The 25,260-nt window shown below is 42.9% G+C and carries 22 protein-coding genes; 21 read left to right on the top strand and 1 reads right to left on the bottom strand.

What is annotated here, in order from left to right; all coding sequences use genetic code 11:
- From LJE12_RS12455 to ftsZ, 21 genes are all read left to right on the top strand, one after another.
- Positions 1–696 carry a zinc metallopeptidase gene (locus LJE12_RS12455; RefSeq protein WP_055052688.1) on the top strand — a complete coding sequence of 232 codons (696 nt, stop codon included), beginning with the start codon at positions 1–3 and terminating at the stop codon, positions 694–696.
- Positions 689–2,041 (top strand): 16S rRNA (cytosine(967)-C(5))-methyltransferase RsmB, encoded by a 1,353-nt coding sequence (gene rsmB / locus LJE12_RS12450; protein WP_055052687.1) that lies wholly within the window; start codon positions 689–691, stop codon positions 2,039–2,041. The genes LJE12_RS12455 and rsmB overlap by 8 nt, the downstream gene beginning before the upstream one ends.
- 3 nt (positions 2,042–2,044) lie before the next feature.
- Complete coding sequence (rlmN, locus tag LJE12_RS12445; RefSeq protein WP_022380480.1) at positions 2,045–3,085, top strand: 23S rRNA (adenine(2503)-C(2))-methyltransferase RlmN; 1,041 nt, start codon at positions 2,045–2,047, stop codon at positions 3,083–3,085.
- Between the two features lies 1 nt (position 3,086).
- The gene (locus LJE12_RS12440; protein WP_022380479.1) at positions 3,087–3,833 is read left to right on the top strand and encodes a Stp1/IreP family PP2C-type Ser/Thr phosphatase; all 747 of its coding nucleotides are present in this window, start codon (positions 3,087–3,089) and stop codon (positions 3,831–3,833) included.
- Positions 3,827–6,010, top strand: coding sequence for a Stk1 family PASTA domain-containing Ser/Thr kinase (gene pknB, locus LJE12_RS12435; protein WP_227292201.1), 2,184 nt, complete (start codon positions 3,827–3,829; stop codon positions 6,008–6,010). The genes LJE12_RS12440 and pknB overlap by 7 nt, the downstream gene beginning before the upstream one ends.
- A gap of 3 nt (positions 6,011–6,013) precedes the next feature.
- A complete protein-coding gene (rsgA, locus tag LJE12_RS12430) occupies positions 6,014–6,892 on the top strand; it encodes a ribosome small subunit-dependent GTPase A (protein ID WP_025578155.1) in 879 nt (292 codons plus the stop codon).
- Positions 6,892–7,566, top strand: a complete 675-nt coding sequence (gene rpe, locus LJE12_RS12425; RefSeq protein ID WP_442860797.1) for a ribulose-phosphate 3-epimerase — start codon at positions 6,892–6,894, stop codon at positions 7,564–7,566. The genes rsgA and rpe overlap by 1 nt, the downstream gene beginning before the upstream one ends.
- Before the next feature lie 8 nt (positions 7,567–7,574).
- Positions 7,575–8,306, top strand: a complete 732-nt coding sequence (locus tag LJE12_RS12420; protein ID WP_227226846.1) for a thiamine diphosphokinase — start codon at positions 7,575–7,577, stop codon at positions 8,304–8,306.
- A 120-nt stretch (positions 8,307–8,426) separates the two neighbouring features.
- Positions 8,427–9,524 carry a redox-regulated ATPase YchF gene (gene ychF / locus LJE12_RS12415; RefSeq protein ID WP_008706507.1) on the top strand — a complete coding sequence of 366 codons (1,098 nt, stop codon included), beginning with the start codon at positions 8,427–8,429 and terminating at the stop codon, positions 9,522–9,524.
- A 20-nt stretch (positions 9,525–9,544) separates the two neighbouring features.
- Positions 9,545–10,567 carry a prolipoprotein diacylglyceryl transferase gene (gene lgt / locus LJE12_RS12410; protein ID WP_227292199.1) on the top strand — a complete coding sequence of 341 codons (1,023 nt, stop codon included), beginning with the start codon at positions 9,545–9,547 and terminating at the stop codon, positions 10,565–10,567.
- Positions 10,568–10,860: 293 nt separating this feature from the next.
- Positions 10,861–11,292, top strand: coding sequence for a division/cell wall cluster transcriptional repressor MraZ (gene mraZ / locus LJE12_RS12405; protein WP_161233419.1), 432 nt, complete (start codon positions 10,861–10,863; stop codon positions 11,290–11,292).
- 50 nt (positions 11,293–11,342) lie between these two features.
- The gene (gene rsmH, locus LJE12_RS12400; RefSeq protein ID WP_227292198.1) at positions 11,343–12,278 is read left to right on the top strand and encodes a 16S rRNA (cytosine(1402)-N(4))-methyltransferase RsmH; all 936 of its coding nucleotides are present in this window, start codon (positions 11,343–11,345) and stop codon (positions 12,276–12,278) included.
- 15 nt (positions 12,279–12,293) lie between these two features.
- Positions 12,294–12,872 carry a hypothetical protein gene (locus LJE12_RS12395; protein ID WP_020993617.1) on the top strand — a complete coding sequence of 193 codons (579 nt, stop codon included), beginning with the start codon at positions 12,294–12,296 and terminating at the stop codon, positions 12,870–12,872.
- An 8-nt stretch (positions 12,873–12,880) separates the two neighbouring features.
- Positions 12,881–15,121, top strand: coding sequence for a peptidoglycan D,D-transpeptidase FtsI family protein (locus tag LJE12_RS12390; protein WP_020993616.1), 2,241 nt, complete (start codon positions 12,881–12,883; stop codon positions 15,119–15,121).
- Positions 15,122–15,190: 69 nt separating this feature from the next.
- The gene (locus LJE12_RS12385) at positions 15,191–17,026 is read left to right on the top strand and encodes a peptidoglycan D,D-transpeptidase FtsI family protein (protein ID WP_025578130.1); all 1,836 of its coding nucleotides are present in this window, start codon (positions 15,191–15,193) and stop codon (positions 17,024–17,026) included.
- Between the two features lie 108 nt (positions 17,027–17,134).
- Positions 17,135–18,091, top strand: a complete 957-nt coding sequence (mraY, locus tag LJE12_RS12380; RefSeq protein ID WP_020993614.1) for a phospho-N-acetylmuramoyl-pentapeptide-transferase — start codon at positions 17,135–17,137, stop codon at positions 18,089–18,091.
- A 54-nt stretch (positions 18,092–18,145) separates the two neighbouring features.
- Positions 18,146–19,501, top strand: a complete 1,356-nt coding sequence (gene murD, locus LJE12_RS12375; protein WP_022380471.1) for a UDP-N-acetylmuramoyl-L-alanine--D-glutamate ligase — start codon at positions 18,146–18,148, stop codon at positions 19,499–19,501.
- 86 nt (positions 19,502–19,587) lie between these two features.
- Positions 19,588–20,685 carry an FtsW/RodA/SpoVE family cell cycle protein gene (locus tag LJE12_RS12370; protein ID WP_055199767.1) on the top strand — a complete coding sequence of 366 codons (1,098 nt, stop codon included), beginning with the start codon at positions 19,588–19,590 and terminating at the stop codon, positions 20,683–20,685.
- Between the two features lie 80 nt (positions 20,686–20,765).
- Positions 20,766–22,049: a UDP-N-acetylglucosamine 1-carboxyvinyltransferase gene (gene murA / locus LJE12_RS12365; protein ID WP_118573840.1), complete on the top strand. Its 1,284-nt coding sequence runs from the start codon at positions 20,766–20,768 to the stop codon at positions 22,047–22,049.
- A gap of 19 nt (positions 22,050–22,068) precedes the next feature.
- Positions 22,069–23,208, top strand: coding sequence for a cell division protein FtsQ/DivIB (locus LJE12_RS12360; protein ID WP_173706258.1), 1,140 nt, complete (start codon positions 22,069–22,071; stop codon positions 23,206–23,208).
- A 217-nt stretch (positions 23,209–23,425) separates the two neighbouring features.
- Entirely contained in the window at positions 23,426–24,604 is a 1,179-nt protein-coding gene (ftsZ, locus tag LJE12_RS12355) for a cell division protein FtsZ (RefSeq protein WP_008706522.1), read from the top strand.
- Positions 24,605–24,750: 146 nt separating this feature from the next.
- Here the strand turns inward: ftsZ and LJE12_RS12350 are convergent, their stop codons facing one another.
- Positions 24,751–25,080, bottom strand: coding sequence for a DUF1540 domain-containing protein (locus LJE12_RS12350; RefSeq protein ID WP_008706523.1), 330 nt, complete (start codon positions 25,078–25,080; stop codon positions 24,751–24,753).
- Positions 25,081–25,260 lie beyond the last annotated feature (180 nt).

Genomic DNA, 25,260 nt, shown 5'->3' with positions numbered 1-25,260 from the left:
ATGTACGGATATTATTATTTTGATCCTACGTATTTACTGCTCATTATCGGAATGGTGCTGTCTTTACTGGCATCTGCAAAGGTAAAGAGTACGTTTTCTGTTTACAGCAGAGTGCGCAGTGCATCGGGGCTTACAGGCGCCGATGCTGCCAGACGGATTCTTCGTATGTCGGGAATTACGGATGTTACGGTAGTACCCATATCCGGCAGCCTGACAGACCACTATGATCCGGGAAGTAAGAAACTGGCACTTTCCCAGGATGTATATGATAAAACATCTGTGGCTGCAATCGGGGTGGCTGCGCATGAATGTGGACATGCTATTCAGCATGCGACTAACTATGTGCCATTGAATCTTCGCTCTGCAATTGTGCCTGTTGCAAACATCGGTTCAACACTTTCCTGGCCATTGTTTCTGGCAGGACTGATTTTCTCAATCCGTCCACTGCTGACTGTTGGAATCATTTTGTTTACATTTGCGGTTCTTTTTCAGCTTGTAACTCTTCCGGTAGAATTCAATGCTTCTTCAAGAGCGTTGAAAATGCTTGGAAGTTCAGGAATGCTTGGAAACGATGAGGTAAAAGGTGCAAGGAAGGTTCTTACAGCGGCAGCACTCACCTATGTTGCAGCACTTGCTTCATCAATCCTGCAGCTTTTAAGACTGATCATACTTGCCGGAGGAAGAGACCGTGACTAATGGAATAAATACAAGAGAACTGATATTACAGATATTACTGGAAATCGAGGAAGAGGGAAAACACAGCCATATCGCTATCCGCAATGCTCTTTCCAAATATCAGTTCCTTCCAAGACAGGAGAGAGCTTTTATTACCAGAGTCTGCGAAGGAACACTGGAATATCGTATTTTAATAGATTATATTATTGATTCATATTCAAAAGTATCTGTAGATAAAATGAAGCCTGTGATCAGGGAAATCCTGAGAAGTGCAGTTTATCAGATCAGGTTTATGGACAGTGTGCCGGACAGCGCAGTGTGTAATGAAGCGGTGAAGCTGGCACAGAGAAAAGGCTTTTACAGCCTGAAACCTTTTGTAAACGGTGTTCTTCGTACGATTGCCAGAGAGTGGAAAAATCTGAAACTTCCTTCAAGGGAAGAAAATCCGGTCAGATATCTGTCTGTCAGATATTCTATGCCGGAAACACTGGTAAACCGTTGGCTTGAGGATTACGGGGAAGAAAAAACAGAAAAGATCCTTACAGATTTTCTCACTGAGAAACCGATTACAGTACGCTGCAGAACTCATAAATATCCACAGAAAGAGATTTATGAGAGCTTGGTCGATCAGGGAGTGGAAGTGAAACCTGCACCTTATCTTCCCTATGCATATGAAATTTCAAATTATAACCATATTCTTGCACTGGATGCATTTATACAGGGGAAAATCCAGGTGCAGGATGTAAGCTCAATGCTGGTGGCAGAAATTGCAGATCCGCAAAAAGGGGATTATGTGATAGATATGTGCGCAGCACCTGGTGGAAAGAGTCTCCATGTTGCAGATAAAATGGGAGATTACGGAACAGTAGATGCACGCGATATCAGCCAGTACAAAGTGAATATGATCGAAGAGAATATTCACAGAACAGACTGCATTAATGTGCAGGCTCATGTGATGGATGCTACGGTATTTGATGTAGATTCAGAACTCAAGGCAGATGTCGTTCTGGCAGATGTCCCATGTTCCGGATATGGAGTAATTGGAAAGAAGCCGGAGATCAAATACAGGGTGACAGCACAGAAGCAGGAAGAGATTGTAATCCTTCAGAGAACAATCCTTGACAATGCGGCAGAATATGTGAAACCGGGCGGAGTGCTGGTATTTAGTACCTGTACTATCGCAAAGGAAGAGAATGAAGAGAACATGTTGTGGTTTATGAATAATCATCCGTTCAAACTGGAGAGTATTGATCCGTATCTTCCGGAAGAACTACATTCTGAGACAACAGCTCTGGGTTATCTTCAGCTTCTGCCGGGAGTACACAAAACAGATGGCTTCTTTATTGCAAAATTCAGGAGAAAATAAGTAATGACAGACATTAAGTCAATGACGATCGACGAATTAAAGAAACTGATGACCACTCTGGGAGATAAGCCTTTTCGTGCGAAGCAGATTTACAGCTGGCTGCATGAACACCTTGTTACTTCTTATGATGAGATGACAAATCTTTCCAAAAGCCTGAGGGAAAAACTGAAAGAATATCCTGTCACAGCACTGAAGATGGTAGATGTACAGACATCCCGGATTGACGGTACACAGAAGTATCTGTTCCGTCTCAGTGATGGAAATGTGATAGAGAGTGTTCTCATGCGGTATAAACATGGAAATTCTGTCTGTATTTCTTCTCAGGTGGGATGCCGCATGGGATGCAGATTCTGTGCATCTACCATAGGAGGACTGACCAGATGTCTTCTCCCGTCAGAAATGCTGGATCAGATATACAGGATACAGGCTCTGACAGGAGAAAGAGTTTCCAATGTTGTGGTCATGGGAACGGGGGAACCTCTTGATAATTATGAAAATCTTCTCAGGTTTATACATATCCTGACAGAAGAAGGAGGACTTCATATCAGTCAGAGAAACCTGACTGTATCTACCTGTGGGTTGGTTCCGAAGATTTATGACCTTGCAAAAGAAAAGCTTCAGATGACACTTGCACTTTCCCTTCACGCACCTAATGATGTGAAGCGACGGGAACTGATGCCGATCGCAAACAAATACAGCATGGATGAGGTTCTGGAAGCTTGCCGTTATTATTTTAAAGAAACCGGGCGCAGGATCACATTTGAATACAGTCTGGTAGCCGGAGTTAATGACAGCGATGAGGATGCAAGGGAACTTTCCGGCAGAATCAGAGATATGAACTGCCATGTAAATCTGATCCCGGTAAACCCTATTAAGGAACGTTCCTTTGTGCGTTCAACAAGACAGGCTGTGGAGAATTTCAAAATAAAACTTGAAAAATGTGGAATAAATGTTACTATTAGAAGAGAAATGGGCAGTGATATTGATGGTGCCTGTGGACAGTTAAGAAAAAGTTATATGGAAAAAACAGAAAGCGAGAAGTGACATGAGGATATATTCAGCTACTGATGTCGGGCAAAAGCGGAAGATGAACCAGGATTATGTGTTCGCAACTGCTGACCCGGTTGGAAATCTTCCGAATCTGTTTGTTGTTGCAGATGGTATGGGTGGTCATAATGCAGGTGATTATGCATCCTCTCATGCGGTTACATCTATGGTGGAGGAAATCCGGCAGGATGCGGATTTTAATCCGGTAAAGGTAATCCGTCATGCCATTGAATGTGTAAATACCGAGATTCTTGCCCAGGCACAGCAGGATGAGAAACTCAGAGGAATGGGAACAACGATAGTGGCAGCTACTATCGTAGGACATTACGCTTATGTGGCAAATGTAGGTGACAGCAGACTTTATGTGATCGGAGAGAAGATTCAGCAGATAACAAGGGATCACTCACTGGTGCAGGAGATGGTAAGAATGGGAGAACTTGACCCTGAACAGGCAAGGAAGCATCCGAAGAAAAATATCATTACAAGAGCACTTGGAGCAGAGAAAACAGTGGATATTGATTTCTTTGATCTGAAACTGGAACCCGGAGATGTAGTTTTGATGTGTTCGGACGGGCTCAGCAACATGGTTGAGGACAGCCAGCTGAGGGAAATCATTTCTGACACATCTACAGATCTGGATGAAAAAGGCAGGATACTTATAAGAGAAGCAAACCGCAATGGCGGCAAGGATAATATTGCAATTGTATTGGTAGAACCATTCACAGACGAGGTGAAAGCATGTTAAAAACGGGAATGATCATAGCAGAACGCTATGAGATATTAGGAAAAATTGGTACCGGCGGAATGGCGGACGTATACAAGGCAAAAGACCATAAGCTGAATCGGTTTGTTGCTGTAAAAGTTCTTAAGCCGGAATTCAGAGAGGATACGACGTTTATCCGCAAGTTTAAAAGTGAGGCTCAGGCTGCAGCAGTCCTGACACATCCGAATATAGTGAATGTATTTGATGTTGGTGACGATAACGGAGTTTATTACATTGTTATGGAGCTTATTGAGGGAATTACTCTCAAGGAGTACATTTCCAAAAAGGGAAAGCTTTCTGTAAAAGAAGCAACCAGTATTGCAATCCAGGTCTCCATGGGACTGGAAGCTGCACACAGCCATGGGATTGTACATCGTGATGTAAAACCGCAGAATATTATCATTTCCATGGATGGAAAGGTAAAAGTAACAGATTTTGGTATTGCAAGAGCCGCTTCTTCCAATACCATAAGCTCAAATGTAATGGGATCTGTTCATTACAGTTCACCGGAACAGGTCAGAGGCGGATACAGTGATGAGAAGAGTGATATTTATTCACTGGGTATCACAATGTATGAAATGGTTACAGGGAAGGTTCCTTTTGACGGAGATACCACAGTAGCTATTGCTATCAAACATCTTCAGGAAGAGATTGTTCCTCCAAGTATTTATACACCGGAGCTTCCCCACAGTCTGGAGCAGATCATTCTGAAATGTACACAGAAAAGCGTGGATCGCCGTTATCAGAATATGGAGGATGTGATCGCAGATCTGAAGCATTCTCTGATCGATCCACAGGGAGATTTCGTAACGCTGACGTCTGTGGATAACGAAGCAAAAACAGTTGTGATCTCAGATAAGGAGCTTGGCGAGATCAAACATATGCCGAAGCAGATCGCAAAGTCAGAACCTGAGGCTCTGGAAGAAGAAATCAATGAAACAGATTATGATGATGAGCCGGAAGTGAAAAAGCACGGGAAGAAATCAGATAAGCCTGAGAAAAAGAAAAAAAGAGGCGGACATGGGCTGACTATTGTAATGCTTCTGATGGGTGTTGTGATTCTGATAGCAATCATTCTGGTCGCAGGAAAGGCGTCCGGACTTATTGGAAGTAACAATGATACAGACAAAAAAACTGAGGCCTCAGATACATCGGAATCAGATGATGACGGAATGATAACTGTGCCGAATCTGGTAGGAAAAACAGAGGATGAAGCAAAGAATATCACAAAAGATATGAAACTGGGTATTCAGCCTATGGGCGAGGAGGCTTCAAATCAGGCAAAAGGAACCATTTCTTCACAGGATATTCCAAAGGGAAGTAAAGTAGAGCAGTATACGACCATTAAGTATTATATCAGCAAGGGTGCGCAGAAGATCACAATTCCGGATGTGGATGGACAGACCGGAGTAGACGCACAGCAGACTCTGGAAGATATGGGATTAACTGTTGAGATACAGAAAGAATACAGTGAATTAAATGATGATGGTACTCCGGTTACAGATCCGGGATATGCAGTCTCCACAACTCCGGCAGCCGGAAACTCTGTTTCAGCAGGGGATAGCGTAACACTGCTTGTCAGTCGAGGCGTGGACTATGGAGACAGTGTGGAGGTTCCAAGTGTTGTCGGGATGACAAAGAATGATGCAGTTACTACTTTTGGCAAGTTCCTCAATGTGGAAGTAAAAGAGGAAAAGAGTACAGAGGTGGCAGAAGGAGAAGTAATTTCACAGGAACCGGAAGCCGGAAACTGGGAAGATCCGGATAATGTAAATGTTGTGATCACAGTAAGTACCGGAGATCAGGAACCTTCGGCTCAGAGTGACAGCGCAGATACTGCTGCATCATCTGATGCTCCGGCACAGACAGCAGATAACAGTGCGGCGGCAGCAGCCGGGGAAGTATGGAAATGTACACAGACTCTGAATACTCCGTCAGGATATTCCGGAGGTTCGGTACGTCTGGAACTGATCCAGAATGTAAACGGAACACCGACTGCTTCAGTTGTTCTGGAAGATCAGGTAATCCAGTTCCCGTATGATCTGAATATCACAGGTGCACCTGGTATCAGCGAGGGTACTTTGTATCTGTCTGAACAGATTAACGGCACTTATAAGGAACTCGGAAATTATTCTATTACATTTGCTAAGGCTGAATGATCCATGCAGGGAAAGATAATCAAAGGAATTGCAGGATTTTATTACATCTATGCAGAAAATGATGAGATTTATGAATGCAAGGCAAAGGGAATATTCAGAAAAGATAAACAGAAACCTCTTGTAGGGGATAATGTGGAGATAGAGGTTTTGGATGAACAGGAGAAGGAAGGCAGTGTGACTGCCATCCTTCCCAGAAAAAATTCATTGATCCGTCCGGCCGTTGCCAATGTGGATCAGGCTTTTGTGATTTTTGCGATGGAGAGTCCGAAACCTAATTTTATGCTGCTTGACCGTTTTCTGATCATGATGGAGAAAGAGAATGTTCCGGCTGTTATATGTTTTAACAAGAAAGATCTTGCAAAACAGGAAGAACTGGAGTTTTTATATGAAACTTATAAGAGCTGTGGATATGATGTGATTTTTTCCAGTACTTTTAATGGAGAGGGACTGGATGAGATACATGAGATCCTGAAAGGAAAAACAACTGTAGTTGCAGGACCTTCCGGTGTAGGAAAATCTTCAATCACCAATGCACTGCAGGAAAATGTACAGATGGAAACCGGGGAGATAAGTAAGAAGTTGAAACGTGGAAAGCATACCACGCGTCATTCTCAGGTGATACCGGTGGGACATGATACTTATCTGATGGATACACCGGGATTTTCTTCTTTATATCTGACAGATATAGAAGAACAGGAACTTAAGGCATATTTTCCAGAATTTCGCAGATATGAAGAACAGTGCAGGTTTCAGGGATGCAGACATATCCATGAACCGGACTGTGGCGTGAAAGCAGCATTGGCAGAGCATAAGATCAGCCAGCTTCGCTATGAAGATTATCTGGGACTTTATAATGAATTAAAAGAGAAAAGGAGATTCTAATTATGTATCAGTTGTGCCCTTCTATTTTATCGGCAGATTTTAACCGTTTGGGCGAACAGATCAAAACCCTGGAAAAAGAGGGGATTGAATGGCTTCATATTGATGTTATGGATGGTGATTTTGTACCGAGTATTTCTTTTGGAATGCCGGTGATAAAGTCTATCCGAAAGGAATCAAAGTTGTTTTTTGATGTACATCTCATGGTTACAGAGCCTGAGAGATATATCAGAGATTTTGTGGAATGTGGGGCAGATTCCATTACAGTACATGCGGAGGCATGTGAAGATCTTGAGAGAACTATTGAACAGATCAGGGAAGCAGGTGTGAAGGTGGGGGTTTCCATCAAACCGGCTACACCTGTAAATGATATAAGCCATATGCTCAGCGATGTGGATATGGTTCTGATCATGACTGTACAGCCGGGATTTGGCGGTCAGAAGTATATGGAAGAATGTACGGAGAAGATCAGGGAAGTACGTGAACTGATCGAGGCCGAGGATTTGGATGTAGATGTTCAGGTTGACGGCGGCATCAATGATGAGACAATGGAAACAGTGCTCACAGCAGGTGCGAATCTGCTGGTAGCAGGTTCTTATGTTTTCAAAGATGATCTGGCAGGAAATGTAAAGCATGCCAGAGAACGAATGGACGAGATCATAAGAAGGATTGACTGAGGAAGAGCATGATAGATACGATAATTGTAAGCGGGGGCAATATCCACAGTGATTTTGCCCTCGATTTTTTAAAAAAGAATGAAGCTTGTCTGATCGCAGCTGATAAAGGGTTGGAATTCTTTCTGGAGCATCAGCTTTTGCCGGATGCAGTTATTGGAGATTTTGATAGTCTGTCTGAAGATGGAAAAAAATTTCTGGAAATTCATGAAGAAAGAAGTATGGACAGTGAAATTCCCTATGGGGGAATGACTGAGTGGAAATTGCAAAAAGGTTTTGGAAATGAGAAAAAAGAAATAAAAGTTATCCGCCTGAGACCGGAAAAAGATGATTCAGATACACAGTCTGCCATGAATTATGCGATCAGGACCGGTGCGAAAAAGATAGTGATCTTTGGTGTGACAGGAAACAGAGTAGATCATCTGATGGCGAATTTCGGACTCCTTGTCCTGGCACAAAACCAGGGGTCAGAAGTAACACTTGTGGATCGGTATAATTATATGAAGCTTATTTCAGACGGAACAGTTCTGAAAAAGTCAGAACAGTTTGGAAAATATGTGTCATTTTTTCCATTTGGAGGAGATGTTACAGGACTGACGCTGGAGGGATTTAAATATTCACTTGACCATTATCGCCTGACAACAGCAGACAGTGGACTGACAGTGAGTAATGAGATTGTCAGTGAAAAGGCAAAAGTTACCTATCAGTCTGGAACATTGCTTATGATCATGTCGCGGGATTAAGCGTGTCGCGGTAATACCGCACTTGCACATAATAAGTGGTTATGCTAGAATAATGAAAGTACAGTAAAAACATCTGAAAATACCGTAAAATCAATACATTTAAAGGAGATATTTAGAGATATGAAATTAGGAATCGTCGGATTACCCAATGTTGGAAAAAGTACATTATTTAATTCATTGACAAAGGCAGGCGCAGAATCTGCAAATTATCCGTTCTGTACCATTGACCCTAATGTAGGTGTTGTTACAGTGCCGGATGAGAGACTGAAGCTTCTCGGAGACTTTTATCATTCTAAGAAAGTGACACCTGCTGTAATTGAATTCGTAGATATTGCAGGACTTGTAAAGGGAGCATCCAAAGGAGAAGGCCTTGGAAACCAGTTCCTTGCAAATATCCGTGAGGTAGATGCAATCGTTCATGTAGTCCGCTGCTTTGAAGATTCCAATGTTATCCATGTAGATGGAAGTATTGATCCTATCCGTGATATTGAAACTATTAATCTGGAGCTGATCTTCTCAGACCTTGAGATCCTTGAGAGAAGAATTGCAAAAGTTACAAAAACAGCACGCATGGACAAAGAGGCTGCCAAGGAGCTTGATTTCCTTCAGAAGGTAAAAACACATCTGGAAGATGGCAAGATGGCAATCACTATGGAAATGGAAAATGAAGATGAAGAAGCCTGGATGTCTACTTATAATCTGCTTACCTGGAAGCCTGTGATCTATGCAGCAAACGTAGCAGAAGGAGATCTGGCTGATGACGGTGAAAGCAACAGCCATGTACAGGCAGTGCGCAAATATGCGGCAGAGCAGAACAGTGAGATTTTCGTTATCTGTGCAGAAATCGAAGAAGAGATCTCTGAACTGGATGATGATGAGAAGAAAATGTTCCTGGAGGATCTGGGACTGACAGAATCAGGACTTGAGAAACTTGTAAAAGCAAGCTATCATCTCCTTGGACTGATGAGTTTCCTTACTTCAGGTGAGGATGAGACAAGAGCATGGACGATTAAAATCGGAACAAAGGCTCCGCAGGCAGCAGGTAAGATCCATACAGATTTTGAAAGAGGATTTATTAAAGCTGAGGTTGTAAATTATCAGGATCTTCTGGACTGTGGTTCCTATGCAGGTGCCAGAGAGAAAGGTCTTGTAAGAATGGAAGGTAAAGAATACGTTGTACAGGATGGAGATGTGATCTTATTCCGATTCAATGTATGATGAACAGGTGATTTATGGAAATGTCGATACGTTTTCCGGGACTTGGCCTGGTCTTTGATTATGTGCCACGCTCATTTCAGATATTTGGAATGGAATTTACCATATATGGAGTACTGATTGCTGTGGGTGCTCTTCTTGGAATGGGACTTGTGACACTTGAAGCGAAACGAAATGGGGAAGATCAGAACAGGTATCTCGATATGATACTTATCTCCCTGCTGGTTTCAGTGGCAGGTTCCAGATTATTTTATGTGGCTTTTTCATGGGGATTTTATAAAGAAAATCTGAATGCCATACTGGACTTTCGAAATGGTGGTTACGCTTTATATGGTGGTCTGCTCTTTGGATTTCTTGCGGCAGCGGTATTTTGCAGGATTACCAAAACGTCATTCTGGCAGAGTGCCGATATTGCGTGTCCCGGAATACTTCTGGGACAGGCTATAGGGCGCTGGGGTAACTTTTTTAACAGAGAGTCTTTCGGAGAATATACAGATCTGCCATGGGCAATGCAGATACCGGTTTCAGCTGTGCGGTCAGGAGAAGTTTCGGGAGCAATGAGAGATAATCTGTTGACCATAAATGGGATTTCATATATTCAGGTTCAGCCGATTTTTCTTTATGAAAGTCTGTGGTGTCTGCTGCTATTTCTGCTGTTGATGGCCATGCGCCGAAAAAAGAAATATGAAGGCGAATTGTTTATGATCTATCTGGCAGGTTATGGTCTGGGAAGGTTTTTCTTTGAATGGTTCAGAACAGATAAGCTTTATATTCCGGGGACAAAAGTGGGGATTTCGCTGGTAATTTCCGCTATATTATTTGCTGTTTTTATGCCTGTAGTGATCATACGCAGAGTGATGGCACAGAAAAGAGATACTATACGCCGGCAGAGGAAAAAAAGATTTCTGGATGAGTCAGTGAAAGAAAAACAGATGTTTCCTGAGACTTCTGAAATGAAACCGGAACCGGAAATTCGGCCGGAGATGGATGAACAGGTAAAGCCAGATGTGGGAACTTCTCCCACAAATTCAAAAGAAGAACAGTAAAAAAACATATATCTGAAAGATAAGTGGGTTGAAAGTGGAAATTCAACCCACTTTTTGTGTATAAAAGCCCATTTTTCTCGTAAAAATAAGGTTGTTTCATAAATGTTAACAGAGTTCTAAATTTTAAAAATCTTTTTCTCCCCCTTGTTTTTTCAGCCTAAATAGTTTAGAATAAGCACATAAGTGGTAGAAAGTGGTGAATAGTGGTGGTGAGTGGGGAATAACGGCAGAGTCCATTACCACCTGAGAAATCTGAAGGGGAGATTCAGATTTTGCGAGAGTAGGTGAGTAACATGTTCATGGGAGAGTATAACCACACGATCGACGCGAAGGGGCGTCTGATCATTCCTTCTAAATTCAGGGAGCTCTTAGGGGAAGAGTTTGTTCTGACAAGAGGGCTTGATGGCTGTCTTTACATTTATCCGATGGATGAATGGGAATCCTTTGAAATGAAGCTCAGATCTTTACCACTTACAAATAAAAATGCCAGAACTTTTTCACGATTCTTTGTAGCTGGAGCAACTACATGTGAACTGGACAGGCAGGGACGAATCCTTGTACCGCAGACATTGCGCGAATTTGCCGGTCTGGAGAAAGATGTGGTTCTGACAGGTAATCTGGACAGAATTGAAGTTTGGAGCAAAGAAAAATGGAATGAGATCTGTGATTATGATGACATGGACAGCATTGCAGAGAGCATGCAGGACATGGGAATCACAATCTGACAGGTCTCGTTTGAAGTATCTTGCAAAGTAAATCCAGACAGGAGACGGAGATGGAATTTAAACACAAATCTGTATTACTGGAAGAGACCATTGAAGGTTTGGATATCAAACCGGACGGAATCTACGTGGATGGTACTTTAGGAGGTGCAGGGCATGCCGGTGAGGTATGCAGGAAACTTTCTGCCAAGGGGAGATTTATTGGCATAGATCAAGACCAGGATGCGATAATTGCTGCGAGTGAGAGGTTAGCCCCCTATAAACAGGCGACGATCATTCGCAGCAATTATTGTTACATGGTACAGGAACTGGCAGCAAGAGGCATCTATAAAGTCGACGGGATTCTCCTTGATCTTGGAGTATCTTCCTATCAGCTTGACAATGAAGAACGCGGTTTTACCTACAGGGTAGATGCACCGCTCGATATGCGCATGGACCAGCGCCAGACGCAGACAGCCGGCGATATTGTCAATGGCTATGAAGAAAAAGAATTATACCGTATTATTCGTGATTACGGTGAAGATAAATTTGCAAAAAATATTGCAAAACATATTGTTGCCGCCAGACAGGTGAAACCGATCACAACCACCGGAGAACTGACAGAGATTATCAGAGAATCCATTCCCATGAAGATGCAGGTGAAGTCAGGACATCCGGCCAAGAGAACTTTTCAGGCAATCCGTATTGAGCTTAACAGAGAGCTCGATGTGCTGCGGGATTCTCTGGATGGAATGATCGATATTCTTGATGATGGCGGAAGACTTTGCATTATCACTTTTCATTCTCTGGAGGACAGAATTGTAAAGGCGATTTTCAGAAAAAATGAGAATCCGTGTACCTGCCCTTCAGATTTTCCTGTATGCGTATGCGGGAAGAAATCCAAAGGAAAAGTGATCACAAGAAAGCCGATTCTTCCGGGGGAGACAGAGATGGAAGAGAATCCGCGTTCCAAAAGTGCAAAGCTTCGGATTTTTGAGAGAGTATTATAATTAGAGAGGCATGAAATGGCGAGAACGACCAGGAGTGAAACAGCAAGAAGAAGCAGAACCAGTGCCAGAACAAACAGAGGAATGTATGTTGACGGAAATACGGTCAGACGTCTTGCAGAAGTTCCGGAGAGAAAGAGGCAGCCGGGAAGACAGAATCCGGGAAGGCAGCAGACCAATCGAAACCGAAGAGTGCAGGCGAGTCCTGCGCAGGTACCAAGGCAGAAACATCAGTTGAGTAAAGAAGCACAGAAGAACAGGCAGAAGGCGACTGCAATGAACTGGGGATTTGTAGCGTTTCTGGCAGTTGTATGTGTGGCGATATTATTCTGCTCTGTGAAATATCTTCGTTATAAATCAGAGATTACCGCAAAGATGAGTACAGTTGCATCTCTTGAGGAGGAACTGGCAGATTTAAAAGAAGACAATGATGCATATTACAGCCAGGTGACATCAAATGTGGATCTGAATAAGATTAAGCAGACTGCATTGGGAAGACTGGGGATGAAATATCCGTCAGATGATCAGACAGTAACCTATTCTACATCGGGTAACAGCTATGTAAGACAGTATCAGGATATACCAGATTCAAAGTAGGTGATTAATTGAGCAATACGGGAAGAAAGAGTCGAAGAAGACCACAGAGAAAAATAAATCAAAACATGAAAGAAAAGCTGCTGATATTGTTTGGAATTGTGTTACTGCTTCTGGTAATATTAGTGCTGAGAATTACTTATATTAATGCTACCAGTGGAAGCAAATACAAAAAACAGGTGTTAAGTCAGGCACAGCAGAAATATGAGAGCCAGGTACTGCCGGCAAAGAGAGGCGATATTTATGACAAGAACGGAAATATACTGGCTACCAGCAATAAAGTTTATAATGTGATCCTGGACTGTAAAACTGTAAATTCAGATGAGGACTATGTAGAGCCAACAATACGTGCCTTAAATGAGGTGCTGGGGATTGATGAAGAAACAGTGCGTTCTCTTTTGGCCGATTCAAGAACCAGCCAGAGTCAGTATCAGGTACTGACAAAACAGCTGTCTATGGACAAAAAGAAAGAATTTGAAAAATATAAGGCAGAGGATGAAGATTCCGGTCTTACTAAAGCGCAGGCAAAGGAACGGGCAAATATCAAAGGCGTCTGGTTTGAAGAGGATTATCTGAGAAGTTACCCGTTTAATGAAACAGCATGCGATACAATTGGTTTTGCACTGGACAGAGATGTGGCAGATATCGGACTGGAAGGGTACTATAACAGCACACTGACAGGCGTAGACGGAAGACAGTATGGGTATATCAATGATGATTCAGATGTGGAGCAGACTATTATTGCTGCGGTGAATGGAAAAAGCATTCAGACCAGCATTGACATCGGTGCACAGCAGATTGTTGAGAAATATGTTAATGGATTTAAAGAGGCAATGGGGGCCAAGAATATAGGTGTCATTGTTGAAAATCCGTCCACCGGTGAGATTATTGCCATGGATGGTGGTGACCGTTATGATCTGAATAATCCGAGAGATCTTTCCGCTGTATATACAGAAGATGAAATCAAAGCGATGAATGATGTGGAAACAGTGGAGGCTCTGAATGGTATGTGGAGTAATTTCTGCGTCACAGATGCCTATGAGCCGGGATCTGTTGTAAAGCCGATCGTCATGGCTTCTGCATTGGAAAAGGGTGCGATACAGGAAACAGATACATTTGTATGCGATGGATCGCAGACTTTTGGAGATACTATGATCAAGTGTGCGGTTTATCCGAGCGCACATGGCACAGAGACACTGGGAGAGGTAATTGCAAACTCCTGTAATGATGCAATGATGCAGATTGGTGCCAAGATGGGAGCTACTCAGTTTATCAAAGCACAGAGTCTGTTTAATTTCGGAACAAGGACAGGGATTGACCTGCCGAATGAAGGCGCAGGTATTATCCATACTAAGGACAGTATGGGGGAAACAGAACTTGCATGTTCTGCTTTTGGACAGGGTTTTACCTGTACCATGATCCAGGAAATCAATGCGATGAGTTCCGTTATCAATGGCGGATATTATTATCAGCCGCATCTTGTGACAAAGGTTCTTGACAGTAATGGTGGAACTATAAAAACAATCTCGCCGATACTTCTGAAGCAGACGATTTCCTCCAGGATTTCCAGTGATATCAGAAGCTATATGGCATTGAGTGTACAGCAGGGTACCAGCCGTCATTCCAAAGTGCAGGGTTACAGTTCAGGCGGTAAAACAGGTACAGCGGAGAAATACCCGCGAGGAAACGGAAAATATCTGGTTTCTTTTATTGGATTTGCTCCTGTAGATGACCCGGCTGTGGTAATTTATGTAGTTGTAGATGAACCGAATGTAGAGGATCAGGCAAACAGTACTTATCCGCAGTATATTGCACAGGGAATCCTTTCGGAGCTTCTTCCGTATCTGAATGTAGTGCCGGATGAATCTGAAGATGGAACAGTGCCGGAGACAGAATTGTGGGAAGGGTTTAAGGGACATTTAAAGAGTACTTCCATATCGGACAGTGAACTTGACAGTGACGGTAATCTAGTGGATGCAGATGGCAATCTGATAGACTGGGATGGAAACCGGATTGATGAAAACGGATATCTGCTGGATGCCAATGGAGATCACATATTGGATGAGGAAGGCAATTATAAGATGTCTACAAATCTTGTCAGTGCTTCGGGAAGTACGGATGCAGATTCTTCAGGAGATGCAGTATCCAATCCTGATGCACCTGCACCTCTGGAGGATGATGAAGCTGAGACGACTGAGGATAATGACGAAGAGACAGACGGTATTACCAATGAAGAAGCAGGTCTGGAATAAAAACGTATAGTTATAGCTCCGCAGAGAATGGTCATATATTGTTATGACAATCTCTGCGGAGCTTTTTTTATGAAAAAAAATATGACGTTTCACAAGAGAAAAATATGGGTGGTATTACTCTGCTGTATTTTAATGATGACAGGCCTTATCGGAAGACTGGTATATCTTATGTGTTTCAGATCAGACTATTATTATAAGAAAGCAAAAGAACTTCACGAAAGAGAGAGAGAGATCAAAGCGGCCAGAGGAGAGATTCTGGATGCAAAGGGAAAAGTTCTGGCATCAAACAGGACGGTATGTACAATTTCTGTGATCCACAGTCAGATTAAAGAACCTGAAAAAGTAATCGCCCTGCTGTCTGAAAAACTGAAAATAGATGAGGCAGAAGTGAGAAAAAGAGTGGAGAAAATCTCTTCCATAGAAATAGTAAAGACAAATGTGGAAAAAAGTACAGGTGATGAGATAAGAGAGTGCAGTCTGGCAGGGGTGAAAGTTGATGAGGATTATAAGCGTTACTATCCATGTGGAAGTCTGGCTTCAAAAGTCATTGGCTTTACGGGAGGTGATAATCAGGGAATTATCGGTCTGGAAGTGAAATATGAAGAAATCCTGAGGGGACAGCCGGGTAAAATCCTGACAACAACAGATGCCAGGGGTGTGGAAATTGATAAATTGGGTGAGACAAGGGAAAAACCGATAGAGGGGAAAAGCCTGATGATCAGCCTTGATGTAAATATTCAGGAATTTGCGCAGCAGTCAGCTTTGAAAGTAATGGAGGAAAAGCAGGCAGAACGTGTATCTATCCTGCTGATGAATCCACAGAACGGCGAAATATATGCATGTGTCAATGTGCCGGAATTTGACCTGAATGATCCTTTTACCCTGACAGATGATCTGAATATGCAGTTAAATGAATCCGGGATAACAATACCGTCGGAAGATCACAATGAACAAAGTGAACTGGCAGTGCAGACAGCATCAGGAAAAACAAATACAGAAAGAAAGCAGGAATTACTGAATCAGATGTGGAGAAATCCCTGTTTGAATGATACTTATGAACCGGGCTCCACATTTAAAATCATCACCATGGCAGCCGGACTGGAGGCTGGTGTTGTTTCACCTGGGGACCGTTTTTATTGTCCCGGATATAAAGTGGTGGAGGATCGCAGAATCCACTGTGCAAAAAGAACAGGACATGGATCCCAGAATTTTGTGGAAGGTGCACAGAATTCCTGTAACCCTGTGTTTATAGAGGTGGGGCTTCGCCTTGGGGTAGAACGTTATTATAAGTATTTCAGACAGTTTGGACTTCTGGATAAAACCGGGACAGATCTTCCGGGAGAGGCAGGAACTATTATGCATCAGAAGAAAAATATGGGAGAAGTGGAACTGGCAACGGTTTCTTTTGGACAGTCTTTTCAGATTACGCCTGTTCAGCTGGCTGCAACAGTAAGTTCACTTATAAACGGAGGCAGACGGGTGACACCGCATTTTGGAGTCGCAGTGTTAAATCCTGACAGAACAGAGGGTGAGAAACTGATTTTTCCGGTAAAGGAAGGAATTGTCTCTGAAGAGACTTCGAAGGAAATAAGAGAAATCCTGGAAACAGTAGTATCTCAGGGCTCCGGAAAAAATGCAAAAATTGAAGGATATGCCATCGGTGGGAAAACTGCCACTTCTCAGACACTGCCAAGAAGTGCAAATCGTTATATTTCCTCTTTTTTGGGATTTGCACCTGCAGAAGATCCGCAGATACTGGGACTGTGTATTATTCATGATCCGAAAGGAATCTATTATGGAGGGACAGTAGCTGCACCTGTGATACGTGGTATTTTTGAGAATATCTTGCCATATCTTGGAATTGAAAAAAGTGATGTTTCTGATTTTTCTGCAGAAGGCAATTAGGGAAATTCCGCAGGCAGGGTTGATAAATAAGCAAAAAAGCCTTATACTAAAAGAAATCTGAAAGTAAAAAACTTTCAGGAAAAAACGAAAGAATGAATGAGGTGTAAGATGGAATTTCAAGTTGTAATCCCTGTGCTGATTTCTTTTGCAATCAGCGTTGTATTAGGACCGGTCATCATTCCTTTTCTTCGGAGACTGAAGATGGGCCAGACAGAAAGAACAGAGGGCGTACAGTCCCATTTAAAGAAAGCAGGAACACCTACAATGGGTGGAGTGATCTTTCTGATCGCCACAGCGATAACTGCATTATTTTATGTAGGGGATTATCCGAAGATCATTCCGGTACTGTTCCTGACTCTTGGATTTGGAATTATCGGATTTCTGGATGATTATCTGAAGGTTGTGCTGAAACGCTCAGACGGACTGCTGCCATGGCAGAAATTTTTACTTCAGGTAGTTCTGACTGCGATTTTTGTATTTTATATTGTTAAGTATACAGATATCTCACTGACTATGAGAATCCCATTCTGGAGCGGACATTTTCTGAATCTTGGATGGTTGGCAGTTCCGGTTCTTTTCTTTGCTGTGATCGGTACTGTGAATGGAGTTAATTTTACGGATGGTCTGGATGGTCTTGCTTCCAGTGTGACTCTGATCGTTGCAGTATTTTTTACAGTAGTTTCTATTGGAATGAAATCGGGGATCGAGCCGATTACAGGTGCAGTTGTGGGAGGTCTGATGGGATTTCTGTTGTTTAATGTATATCCGGCAAAAGTGTTTATGGGAGACACAGGTTCTCTGGCATTGGGCGGTTTTGTTGCAGGTACGGCTTATGTGATGCAGATGCCGTTATTTATCCTGCTTGTGGGTCTGATCTATCTGATAGAAGTACTTTCCGTTATCATTCAGGTAACTTATTTCAAGGCAACACATGGAAAGCGTATTTTTAAGATGGCACCGATCCATCATCATTTTGAGTTATGCGGATGGTCTGAAACACGTGTAGTTGCGGTATTCTCAGTTATTACAGCGGTTATGTGTATGGTCGCACTGCTGGCACTGTAAGATTTTGGCTAAGCAGATTTCAGCGTTATGCTGATAAAAGGGAGGAAAATTATTATGGAATTACAGGGAAAAAAGGTACTTGTATTCGGTTCCGGAAAAAGCGGAATCGGAGCATCTGACCTTCTGGCAAAGGTAGGAGCATTTCCGGTTATCTATGACGGAAATGCCGAAACAGATAAAGACGCAGTTGTACATAAAACAGATGGGACATATCCGGTCACTGTATATGCAGGAGAACTTCCGAAAGAAGTACAGGACAGTCTTGATCTGGTAGTTTTAAGCCCCGGAGTGCCGACAGATCTTCCACTTGTAAAGAGTTTTTATGAGCAGGGGCTTCCGGTATGGGGAGAGGTGGAACTGGCATACAGAGTAGGTGACGGTGAAGTGCTTGCCATCACAGGAACAAACGGAAAAACTACTACAACAGCACTTCTTGGAAAAATTATGCAGGATGCACGTGAGTCTGTTTTTGTAGTCGGCAATATCGGAACCCCATATACTTCCAAAGCACTGGAGATGAAGCCAAATTCTGTAACTGTTGCAGAAATCAGCAGTTTTCAGCTGGAAACGATTGATGAGTTTGCACCAAAGGTATCTGCAATCCTGAATATTACAGAGGACCATCTGAACCGTCATCATACAATGGAAGAGTATATACGTGTGAAAGAACTGATCACTGAGAATCAGGGTACAGAAGATGTATGCGTGCTGAATTATGAAGATGAGGTTCTGCGTGAGTTTGGAAAACATCTGACTCCACGAGTGGTATATTTCTCCAGCGGACGTAAACTGGATGAGGGAATTTATCTGGATGGAAATAAAATCATCCTGAAGGACGGAGAAAAAGAAATCGAAGTAGTTAAGACAGAAGATCTGAAGCTTCTTGGAAAACACAATTTTGAGAACGTTATGGCCGCAGTTGCAATGGCTTACTACGATGGAGTATCCTTGGACAGCATCCGTAAGAGCATCTGTGAATTTACAGCTGTTGCACACAGAATCGAATATGTGACAGAGAAAAAAGGCGTTGTATATTATAATGATTCCAAAGGAACTAACCCGGATGCGGCAATTAAAGGAATCCAGGCAATGAACCGTCCGACACTTCTGATCGGCGGCGGTTATGATAAACAGTCCGGTTATGATGAATGGATTGAGGCATTTGACGGAAAGGTACGTTATCTGGTGCTAATCGGTCAGACAAAGGAGAAAATCAAAGAAGCTGCCGAGAAACATGGTTTCCATGACATCATCCTCTGCGAAGATCTGAAAGAGGCAGTAAAGGTATGTGAGGAGAAAGCACAGCCTGGAGATGCTGTTTTGCTTTCTCCCGCATGTGCAAGCTGGGGACAGTTTGATAACTATGAACAGCGTGGAGATATGTTCAAGGAATATGTAAGAAATCTGTAGAATATCTATAAGTAAGAATTATAGCTGTCCGGCAGAGAAAGACGAAGCTGCAGTGACCGGCTATAGATAATTTTGCGGAGAAACAGATGGCGCGAAAAAGAGCGACAGATTTATCAAAAACAGATATGACGATGCTGGTACTGATAGTACTGCTTGTGATTTTTGGCCTGGCAGTATTATTCAGCTCCAGTGAATATAATGGCAGAGTACGTTTCGGCGACTCTGCCTGTTATTTTAAGAAACAGTTATTTGCCACAGCATTGGGTATGGGAGTGATGTATATGGTTTCTTCCATTGATTATCATTTTTTTCTGAGGCTGGGACCAGTGGCATATCTGATTTCAATGTTTTTGTCCGGCGCAGTACTTTTTGTAGGTCAGGAGATCAACGGCTCAAAAAGATGGCTGAATCTTGGACCTTTATCTTTTCAGCCTTCAGAGTTTGCGAAAGTTGCTGTAATCCTTTTTCTTGCATGGCAGATCGAGCGTACCAAAAAAGCAACCAGGGGCTTTGGATTTATGTGCAGGACAATATTGACCCTGCTGCCGATCATTGGTCTTGTAGGTTCAAATAATCTGAGTACAGCGATCATTATTCTGGGTATCGGTGGAATTCTGATTTTTGTATCCAATCCGGGATATCTGGAATTTATCGGGCTTGGCAGCGCAGGTGCAGGTTTCATAGCTGTTTTTCTTGCTGCAGAGAGTTATCGTCTGGAACGTCTTGCAATCTGGAGAAATCCGGAGAAATATGAAAAAGGATTTCAGACGATTCAGGGACTGTATGCCATCGGCAGCGGCGGAATATTCGGCAGAGGATTTGGAAACAGTCTGCAGAAACTTGGATTTGTTCCGGAAGCGCAGAATGATATGATTTTTTCGATTATATGTGAGGAAATGGGAGCAGCCGGAGCTATCTTTCTGATTTTTCTGTTTGCAATGCTTCTGTGGCGGCTGGGTGTGGCTGCCATGCATGCAAAAGATCTGGCCGGAGCTCTTATCTGTTGCGGGATTATGGGGCATCTGGCTCTTCAGGTTATTTTGAATATTGCAGTGGTGACCAATACAATCCCCAATACAGGCATTACGCTGCCTTTTATCAGCTATGGAGGAACTTCGGCAGTGTTTCTTCTTGGGGAAATGGGACTTGCGATGAATGTTGGGAAATGTGACAGGATAAATTGAATTACAGGTTTCAGAATGACGTAACATATAATAGAAAAAGCCATAAACTGTAAAGTAAGAGACTCTTTGGGAGCAAAAGGTTGGATGAAATCCATGTGACAGGTAAAGCTTCTCTCAGCGGAGAGATTTTTATACAGGGATCTAAAAATGCAGCACTTCCAATGATAGCCGCATCTCTGATGCACAGAGGACTAAGCATTCTGAGGGGATGCCCCAGAATTTCAGATGTTTTCTGTATGGAAGAGATTTTGAAAAGTCTTGGTGCAGTGACCTGGTGGGACGATCATGATCTTTATCTGGATTGTTCCTGCGCAGACGGAACAGAAATTCCTGCAGTCTATACAGGCAGAATGCGTTCTTCGATCATTCTGGCAGGTGCGGTGCTTGCAAGAAACAGAAAATGCAGGATAGGGTATCCGGGCGGATGTACGATCGGGAAAAGACCAATAGATCTCCATCTTATGGCACTGAGAGCACTTGGCGCGGATGTCCGGGAAAATGCATCAGGCCTGGATGGAGAATGTGTCAGATTTGAAGGGCAGGATATTGTGTTTCCGAAATCGAGTGTGGGAGCTGCTCAACAGGCAATACTGGCAGCAGTTCTTGCAAAAGGTGTAACACATCTTTATAATTGTGCGAAAGAACCGGAGATTTTCTGGCTCTGCAGATATCTGAAAACAATGGGAGCACTGATAGAAGGAGAGGAAACCGGTGAAATTACGATCAGAGGAGTGGATGAACTGAAAAGCGGAGACTACCGTATTCCTCCGGATCGTATTGTTGCAGGCACCTATCTGTGTGCGGCTGCGGCAGCAAGAAGTAAGATTATTCTTCATAATGTACCTGTGGAGGAATTGCAGTCGTTTATGGAAGTATATCGGAAAATAGGTGGACAATATCAAGTAAATGGTGGTACACTAGAGGTCAATGGAAAGAATGCTGTCAGACCGGCTGTTTTAGTAGAAACGGAAATTTATCCGGGTTTTCCCACAGATCTGCAGGCTCCGTTGATGGCAGTACTGACAGGTGCGCAGGGACAGAGTACCATACGGGAAAATATTTTTGACCGGAGATTTGGCAGTGCTTTTCAGATGAAAAAAATGGGCGCAGATATTTCCGTAAGCGGAAACCAGGCAATCATAAGAGGGGGAAAAACTCTTAAGGGAACACAGGTACAGGCAGGAGATCTCAGAGGTGGTGCAGCCCTGCTCATTGCCGCACTTATGGCAGAGGGAGAAACCTGTGTTACAGGAGCCGGGTTTATCAGCAGGGGCTATGAGCATATCTGTGAAGATTTACGGACTTTGGGCTGCAGAATATGGCAGCCGGGGACAGAGGATTTGAGGATTTATGAGAGAAAGTAATTATGGGAAAAGACCTCCTATGAGCAAAAGGACGAAGAAGATGCTGGCAGGTATGATAGGCGCCGGAGTTATGGTCGCTGTGATAGTATTTTTTTCCTATTATAAAGTAGATACTGTTGAGGTGAGGGGCACTTCCCATTATACAGACGAAGAAGTAAAGAATATGGTGCTTCGGGGACCGATGGCTTCCAATTCGGTCCTTGCACCACTGCTCTACAGCACTACAAATACAGAGGACATTGCATATGTAGATGCATTTAAAGTTACCCAGCTGAACCGAAATACCATCTGTATCAGCGTAAAAGAGAAAAAAACAGTCGGATGCATCCGATATCTTGACAGTTACATTTATTTTGACAGAAATGGCATTTTTGTGGAGGGTTCTCAGAACAGAGATGAGACGGTTCCGTATTTTGACGGAATTCAGGTGAACAGCATCGTGATGGATGAGAAACTGGATATTAAAGGAGATACTGTACTGAATACAGCTGTAGCATTGTCTACAATCTTTCAGAAAAATGATATGATCCCCGATCATATCCAGTTTGACAGCAGCTATTCTATCAGCCTCATCTATGGGGATATAACTGTTCAGCTTGGAAAAGATGCTGATCTGGAAGAGAAGATGAACCGAGTGATAGCGATTCTGCCCAAAATTCAGGGAAAAAAAGGTATTCTTCATATGGAGAGTGTGGCTACGGAGTCCAATACCTTTGAAGAAGAACTGGAACAGGAAGAAGTTACTGCTGAGAATTGGAATGGCGGTTATGATGAAGATGGCAATTATACCGGAGACGGCGAGTATGACGAGGATGGTAATTATGTAGGTGCAAAACCGAAGACTGCTCTTGAGGAAGCAATTGAGAACTGGAATGGCGGTTATGATGAGGAAGGGGATTATACCGGAGCAGGTGAGTATGACGAATCCGGTAATCATGTGGGACCGAAGCCTACACAGGAATCTCTGGATGCGGCATCTGATGAGTCGGGAGATGGTTCAGGAGATGAAAGTTCCGCAGATGACCAGAGTTCTGAAACTTCAGAAGATGGAGAAAGTGATTCATCATATGACGACGGAAACTCAGATGATTCAGATGGATATGGTGATTATACAGAAGATAACAGTGATTATCAGGGGGATGATTCTGAGGGATATTGATAGTATATGGAAACTTTGAGATCAGAGAAGGCTCCGTACACTGATACAACATATTTACCGGAATTGCCGAAAAAGAGTGAAAAAAGTATAAAAAAACAAAATTAATGGTTGATTAATTCTCAAAAAAAATATATGATATATCTATATGTAACTTTGATATAAATCACTGAAAAGGATATCAGGTATAAATAAAGGAGGAAGTACGTTGTTAGAGATTATGTCAAACGAGGCTGAATCATCTGCCAAGATCATAGTGATCGGTGTAGGTGGAGCCGGAAATAATGCAGTAAACAGAATGGTGGAAGAGGCCATCGGCGGAGTAGAGTTTGTAGGTGTTAATACTGATAAGCAGGCTTTAACTCTGTGCAAAGCTCCAACTGTACTTCAGATTGGCGAGAAGATTACCAAAGGTCTTGGTGCAGGAGCCCAGCCTGAGGTTGGACAGAAAGCAGCAGAGGAGAGCATTGAAGAAGTAAAACAGTTAATGGAAGGTGCGGATATGGTATTCGTTACCTGTGGTATGGGAGGCGGAACCGGAACCGGAGCTGCACCTGTTATCGCAGCAGCAGCGAAAGAAATGGGTATCCTTACAGTTGGCGTTGTTACAAAACCTTTCCGTTTTGAAGCAAGAACTCGTATGAATAATGCACTTGCAGGCATTGAGAATCTGAAGAAAGCAGTGGATACATTAATCGTTATCCCGAATGATAAATTACTGGAAGTTGTAGATCGCAGAACAACCATGCCGGAAGCTCTGAAGAAGGCTGATGAAGTTCTGCAGCAGGCAGTACAGGGCATTACAGACCTGATCAATCTGCCGGCTCTGATTAACCTTGACTTTGCAGACGTTCAGACTGTAATGACAGACAAGGGAATTGCCCATATCGGTATCGGTGAAGCAAGAGGAGACGACAAAGCTATGGAAGCTGTACAGCAGGCCGTATCTTCTCCACTTCTTGAGACAACCATCAAAGGTGCTACACATGTTATCATTAATATTTCCGGAGATATTTCTCTTATGGATGCCAATGATGCTGCAAGCTATGTACAGGAGCTTACAGGTGAGGAAGCAAACATCATCTTTGGTGCCATGTATGATGATACAGTTGCTGACTACTGCAGAATCACAGTGATTGCAACAGGTCTGAATGATGATAACCTTCAGCAGACCCCTTTCGGAAAAAGAAGCACAGCTTCTTCCTTTGGTGCAAGAAGACCTTCTTCCACAGCAACGACAGGTACAGCAACAGCCGGAACTGCAGCAGGAAGCGGTATGAACATGCCTAGCTTCAGCCTTCCAACTATGAATGCCACACCATTTGGAGCATCTAAGACTCCGTCAAGCACTGTTCAGAAGAAGGATATCCAGATTCCGGATTTCTTAAGAAACAGATAGGATTATCTGTTTTGCAGTGAAATAATTTACAGACAGACAAAAGAGACATATTCCATATAGATGGACATGTCTCTTTTTTTGACCGGATCAGGGAAGTTCATTATCCCTGATATACGGGTGAAAATCCTGTTGCCATGGTGTTGATATTATGCGCCACAATGGCACTGGAAGGTGTCACATCTTGTATCGGAAGATGCATGTGCATTAGAGCCGTCTACCTGAATGGAGGATGCTGTACATTTGCAGTTATCATTATAGGTACAGTTATGGGCTTTGCAGTCGATCTGGATTTTGTCGCAGCCACAGTCATCTGTATAGCTGTCTTTCATGGAACTGCCGGTTCTCTCTCGGAAACTGCCGCAGCTTGTCTCATTTGCAGAAGTAGCATTTTCGCCTGTCACGTCAATATCACCCTTTGAACAGAGCTGTTCTTTGTTGTAAACACAGGTCATTGCTGAACATTTAAGAATTGTCATAGAGTTACCCTCCTGAAAAAATCTGAGATAACTATTCAATACTACTGTAGTGCAAGAGTACTGAACAGTTACATTGAATAAGTTTCGGAGATAGGATGTGCAGTTTGAGAGAAAATATACATGAGATCGTTACTGTTCACTCCGTTCACAGTAACGTAGCCAAAATTCATTCCAGATTGC

The sequence above is a fragment of the Blautia sp. DFI.6.71 genome, from assembly GCF_020593585.1.
Taxonomy (GTDB): domain Bacteria; phylum Bacillota; class Clostridia; order Lachnospirales; family Lachnospiraceae; genus Blautia_A; species Blautia_A wexlerae.
Note: the sequence above shows the minus strand (reverse complement) of the source record. Positions and strands in the feature narration are given on the sequence as shown.

Bases quoted from the DNA above. Each gene is read 5' to 3' on its own strand.
- LJE12_RS12455 (WP_055052688.1), top strand. From the start codon at position 1: ATGTACGGATATTATTATTTTGATCCTACGTATTTACTGCTCATTATC.
- rlmN (WP_022380480.1), top strand. From the start codon at position 2,045: ATGACAGACATTAAGTCAATGACGATCGACGAATTAAAGAAACTGATG.
- LJE12_RS12440 (WP_022380479.1), top strand. From the start codon at position 3,087: ATGAGGATATATTCAGCTACTGATGTCGGGCAAAAGCGGAAGATGAAC.
- pknB (WP_227292201.1), top strand. From the start codon at position 3,827: ATGTTAAAAACGGGAATGATCATAGCAGAACGCTATGAGATATTAGGA.
- rsgA (WP_025578155.1), top strand. From the start codon at position 6,014: ATGCAGGGAAAGATAATCAAAGGAATTGCAGGATTTTATTACATCTAT.
- LJE12_RS12420 (WP_227226846.1), top strand. From the start codon at position 7,575: ATGATAGATACGATAATTGTAAGCGGGGGCAATATCCACAGTGATTTT.
- ychF (WP_008706507.1), top strand. From the start codon at position 8,427: ATGAAATTAGGAATCGTCGGATTACCCAATGTTGGAAAAAGTACATTA.
- lgt (WP_227292199.1), top strand. From the start codon at position 9,545: ATGTCGATACGTTTTCCGGGACTTGGCCTGGTCTTTGATTATGTGCCA.
- mraZ (WP_161233419.1), top strand. From the start codon at position 10,861: ATGTTCATGGGAGAGTATAACCACACGATCGACGCGAAGGGGCGTCTG.
- rsmH (WP_227292198.1), top strand. From the start codon at position 11,343: ATGGAATTTAAACACAAATCTGTATTACTGGAAGAGACCATTGAAGGT.
- LJE12_RS12395 (WP_020993617.1), top strand. From the start codon at position 12,294: ATGGCGAGAACGACCAGGAGTGAAACAGCAAGAAGAAGCAGAACCAGT.
- LJE12_RS12385 (WP_025578130.1), top strand. From the start codon at position 15,191: ATGAAAAAAAATATGACGTTTCACAAGAGAAAAATATGGGTGGTATTA.
- mraY (WP_020993614.1), top strand. From the start codon at position 17,135: ATGGAATTTCAAGTTGTAATCCCTGTGCTGATTTCTTTTGCAATCAGC.
- murD (WP_022380471.1), top strand. From the start codon at position 18,146: ATGGAATTACAGGGAAAAAAGGTACTTGTATTCGGTTCCGGAAAAAGC.
- LJE12_RS12370 (WP_055199767.1), top strand. From the start codon at position 19,588: ATGGCGCGAAAAAGAGCGACAGATTTATCAAAAACAGATATGACGATG.
- LJE12_RS12360 (WP_173706258.1), top strand. From the start codon at position 22,069: ATGAGCAAAAGGACGAAGAAGATGCTGGCAGGTATGATAGGCGCCGGA.
- ftsZ (WP_008706522.1), top strand. From the start codon at position 23,426: ATGTCAAACGAGGCTGAATCATCTGCCAAGATCATAGTGATCGGTGTA.
- LJE12_RS12350 (WP_008706523.1), bottom strand. From the start codon at position 25,080: ATGACAATTCTTAAATGTTCAGCAATGACCTGTGTTTACAACAAAGAA.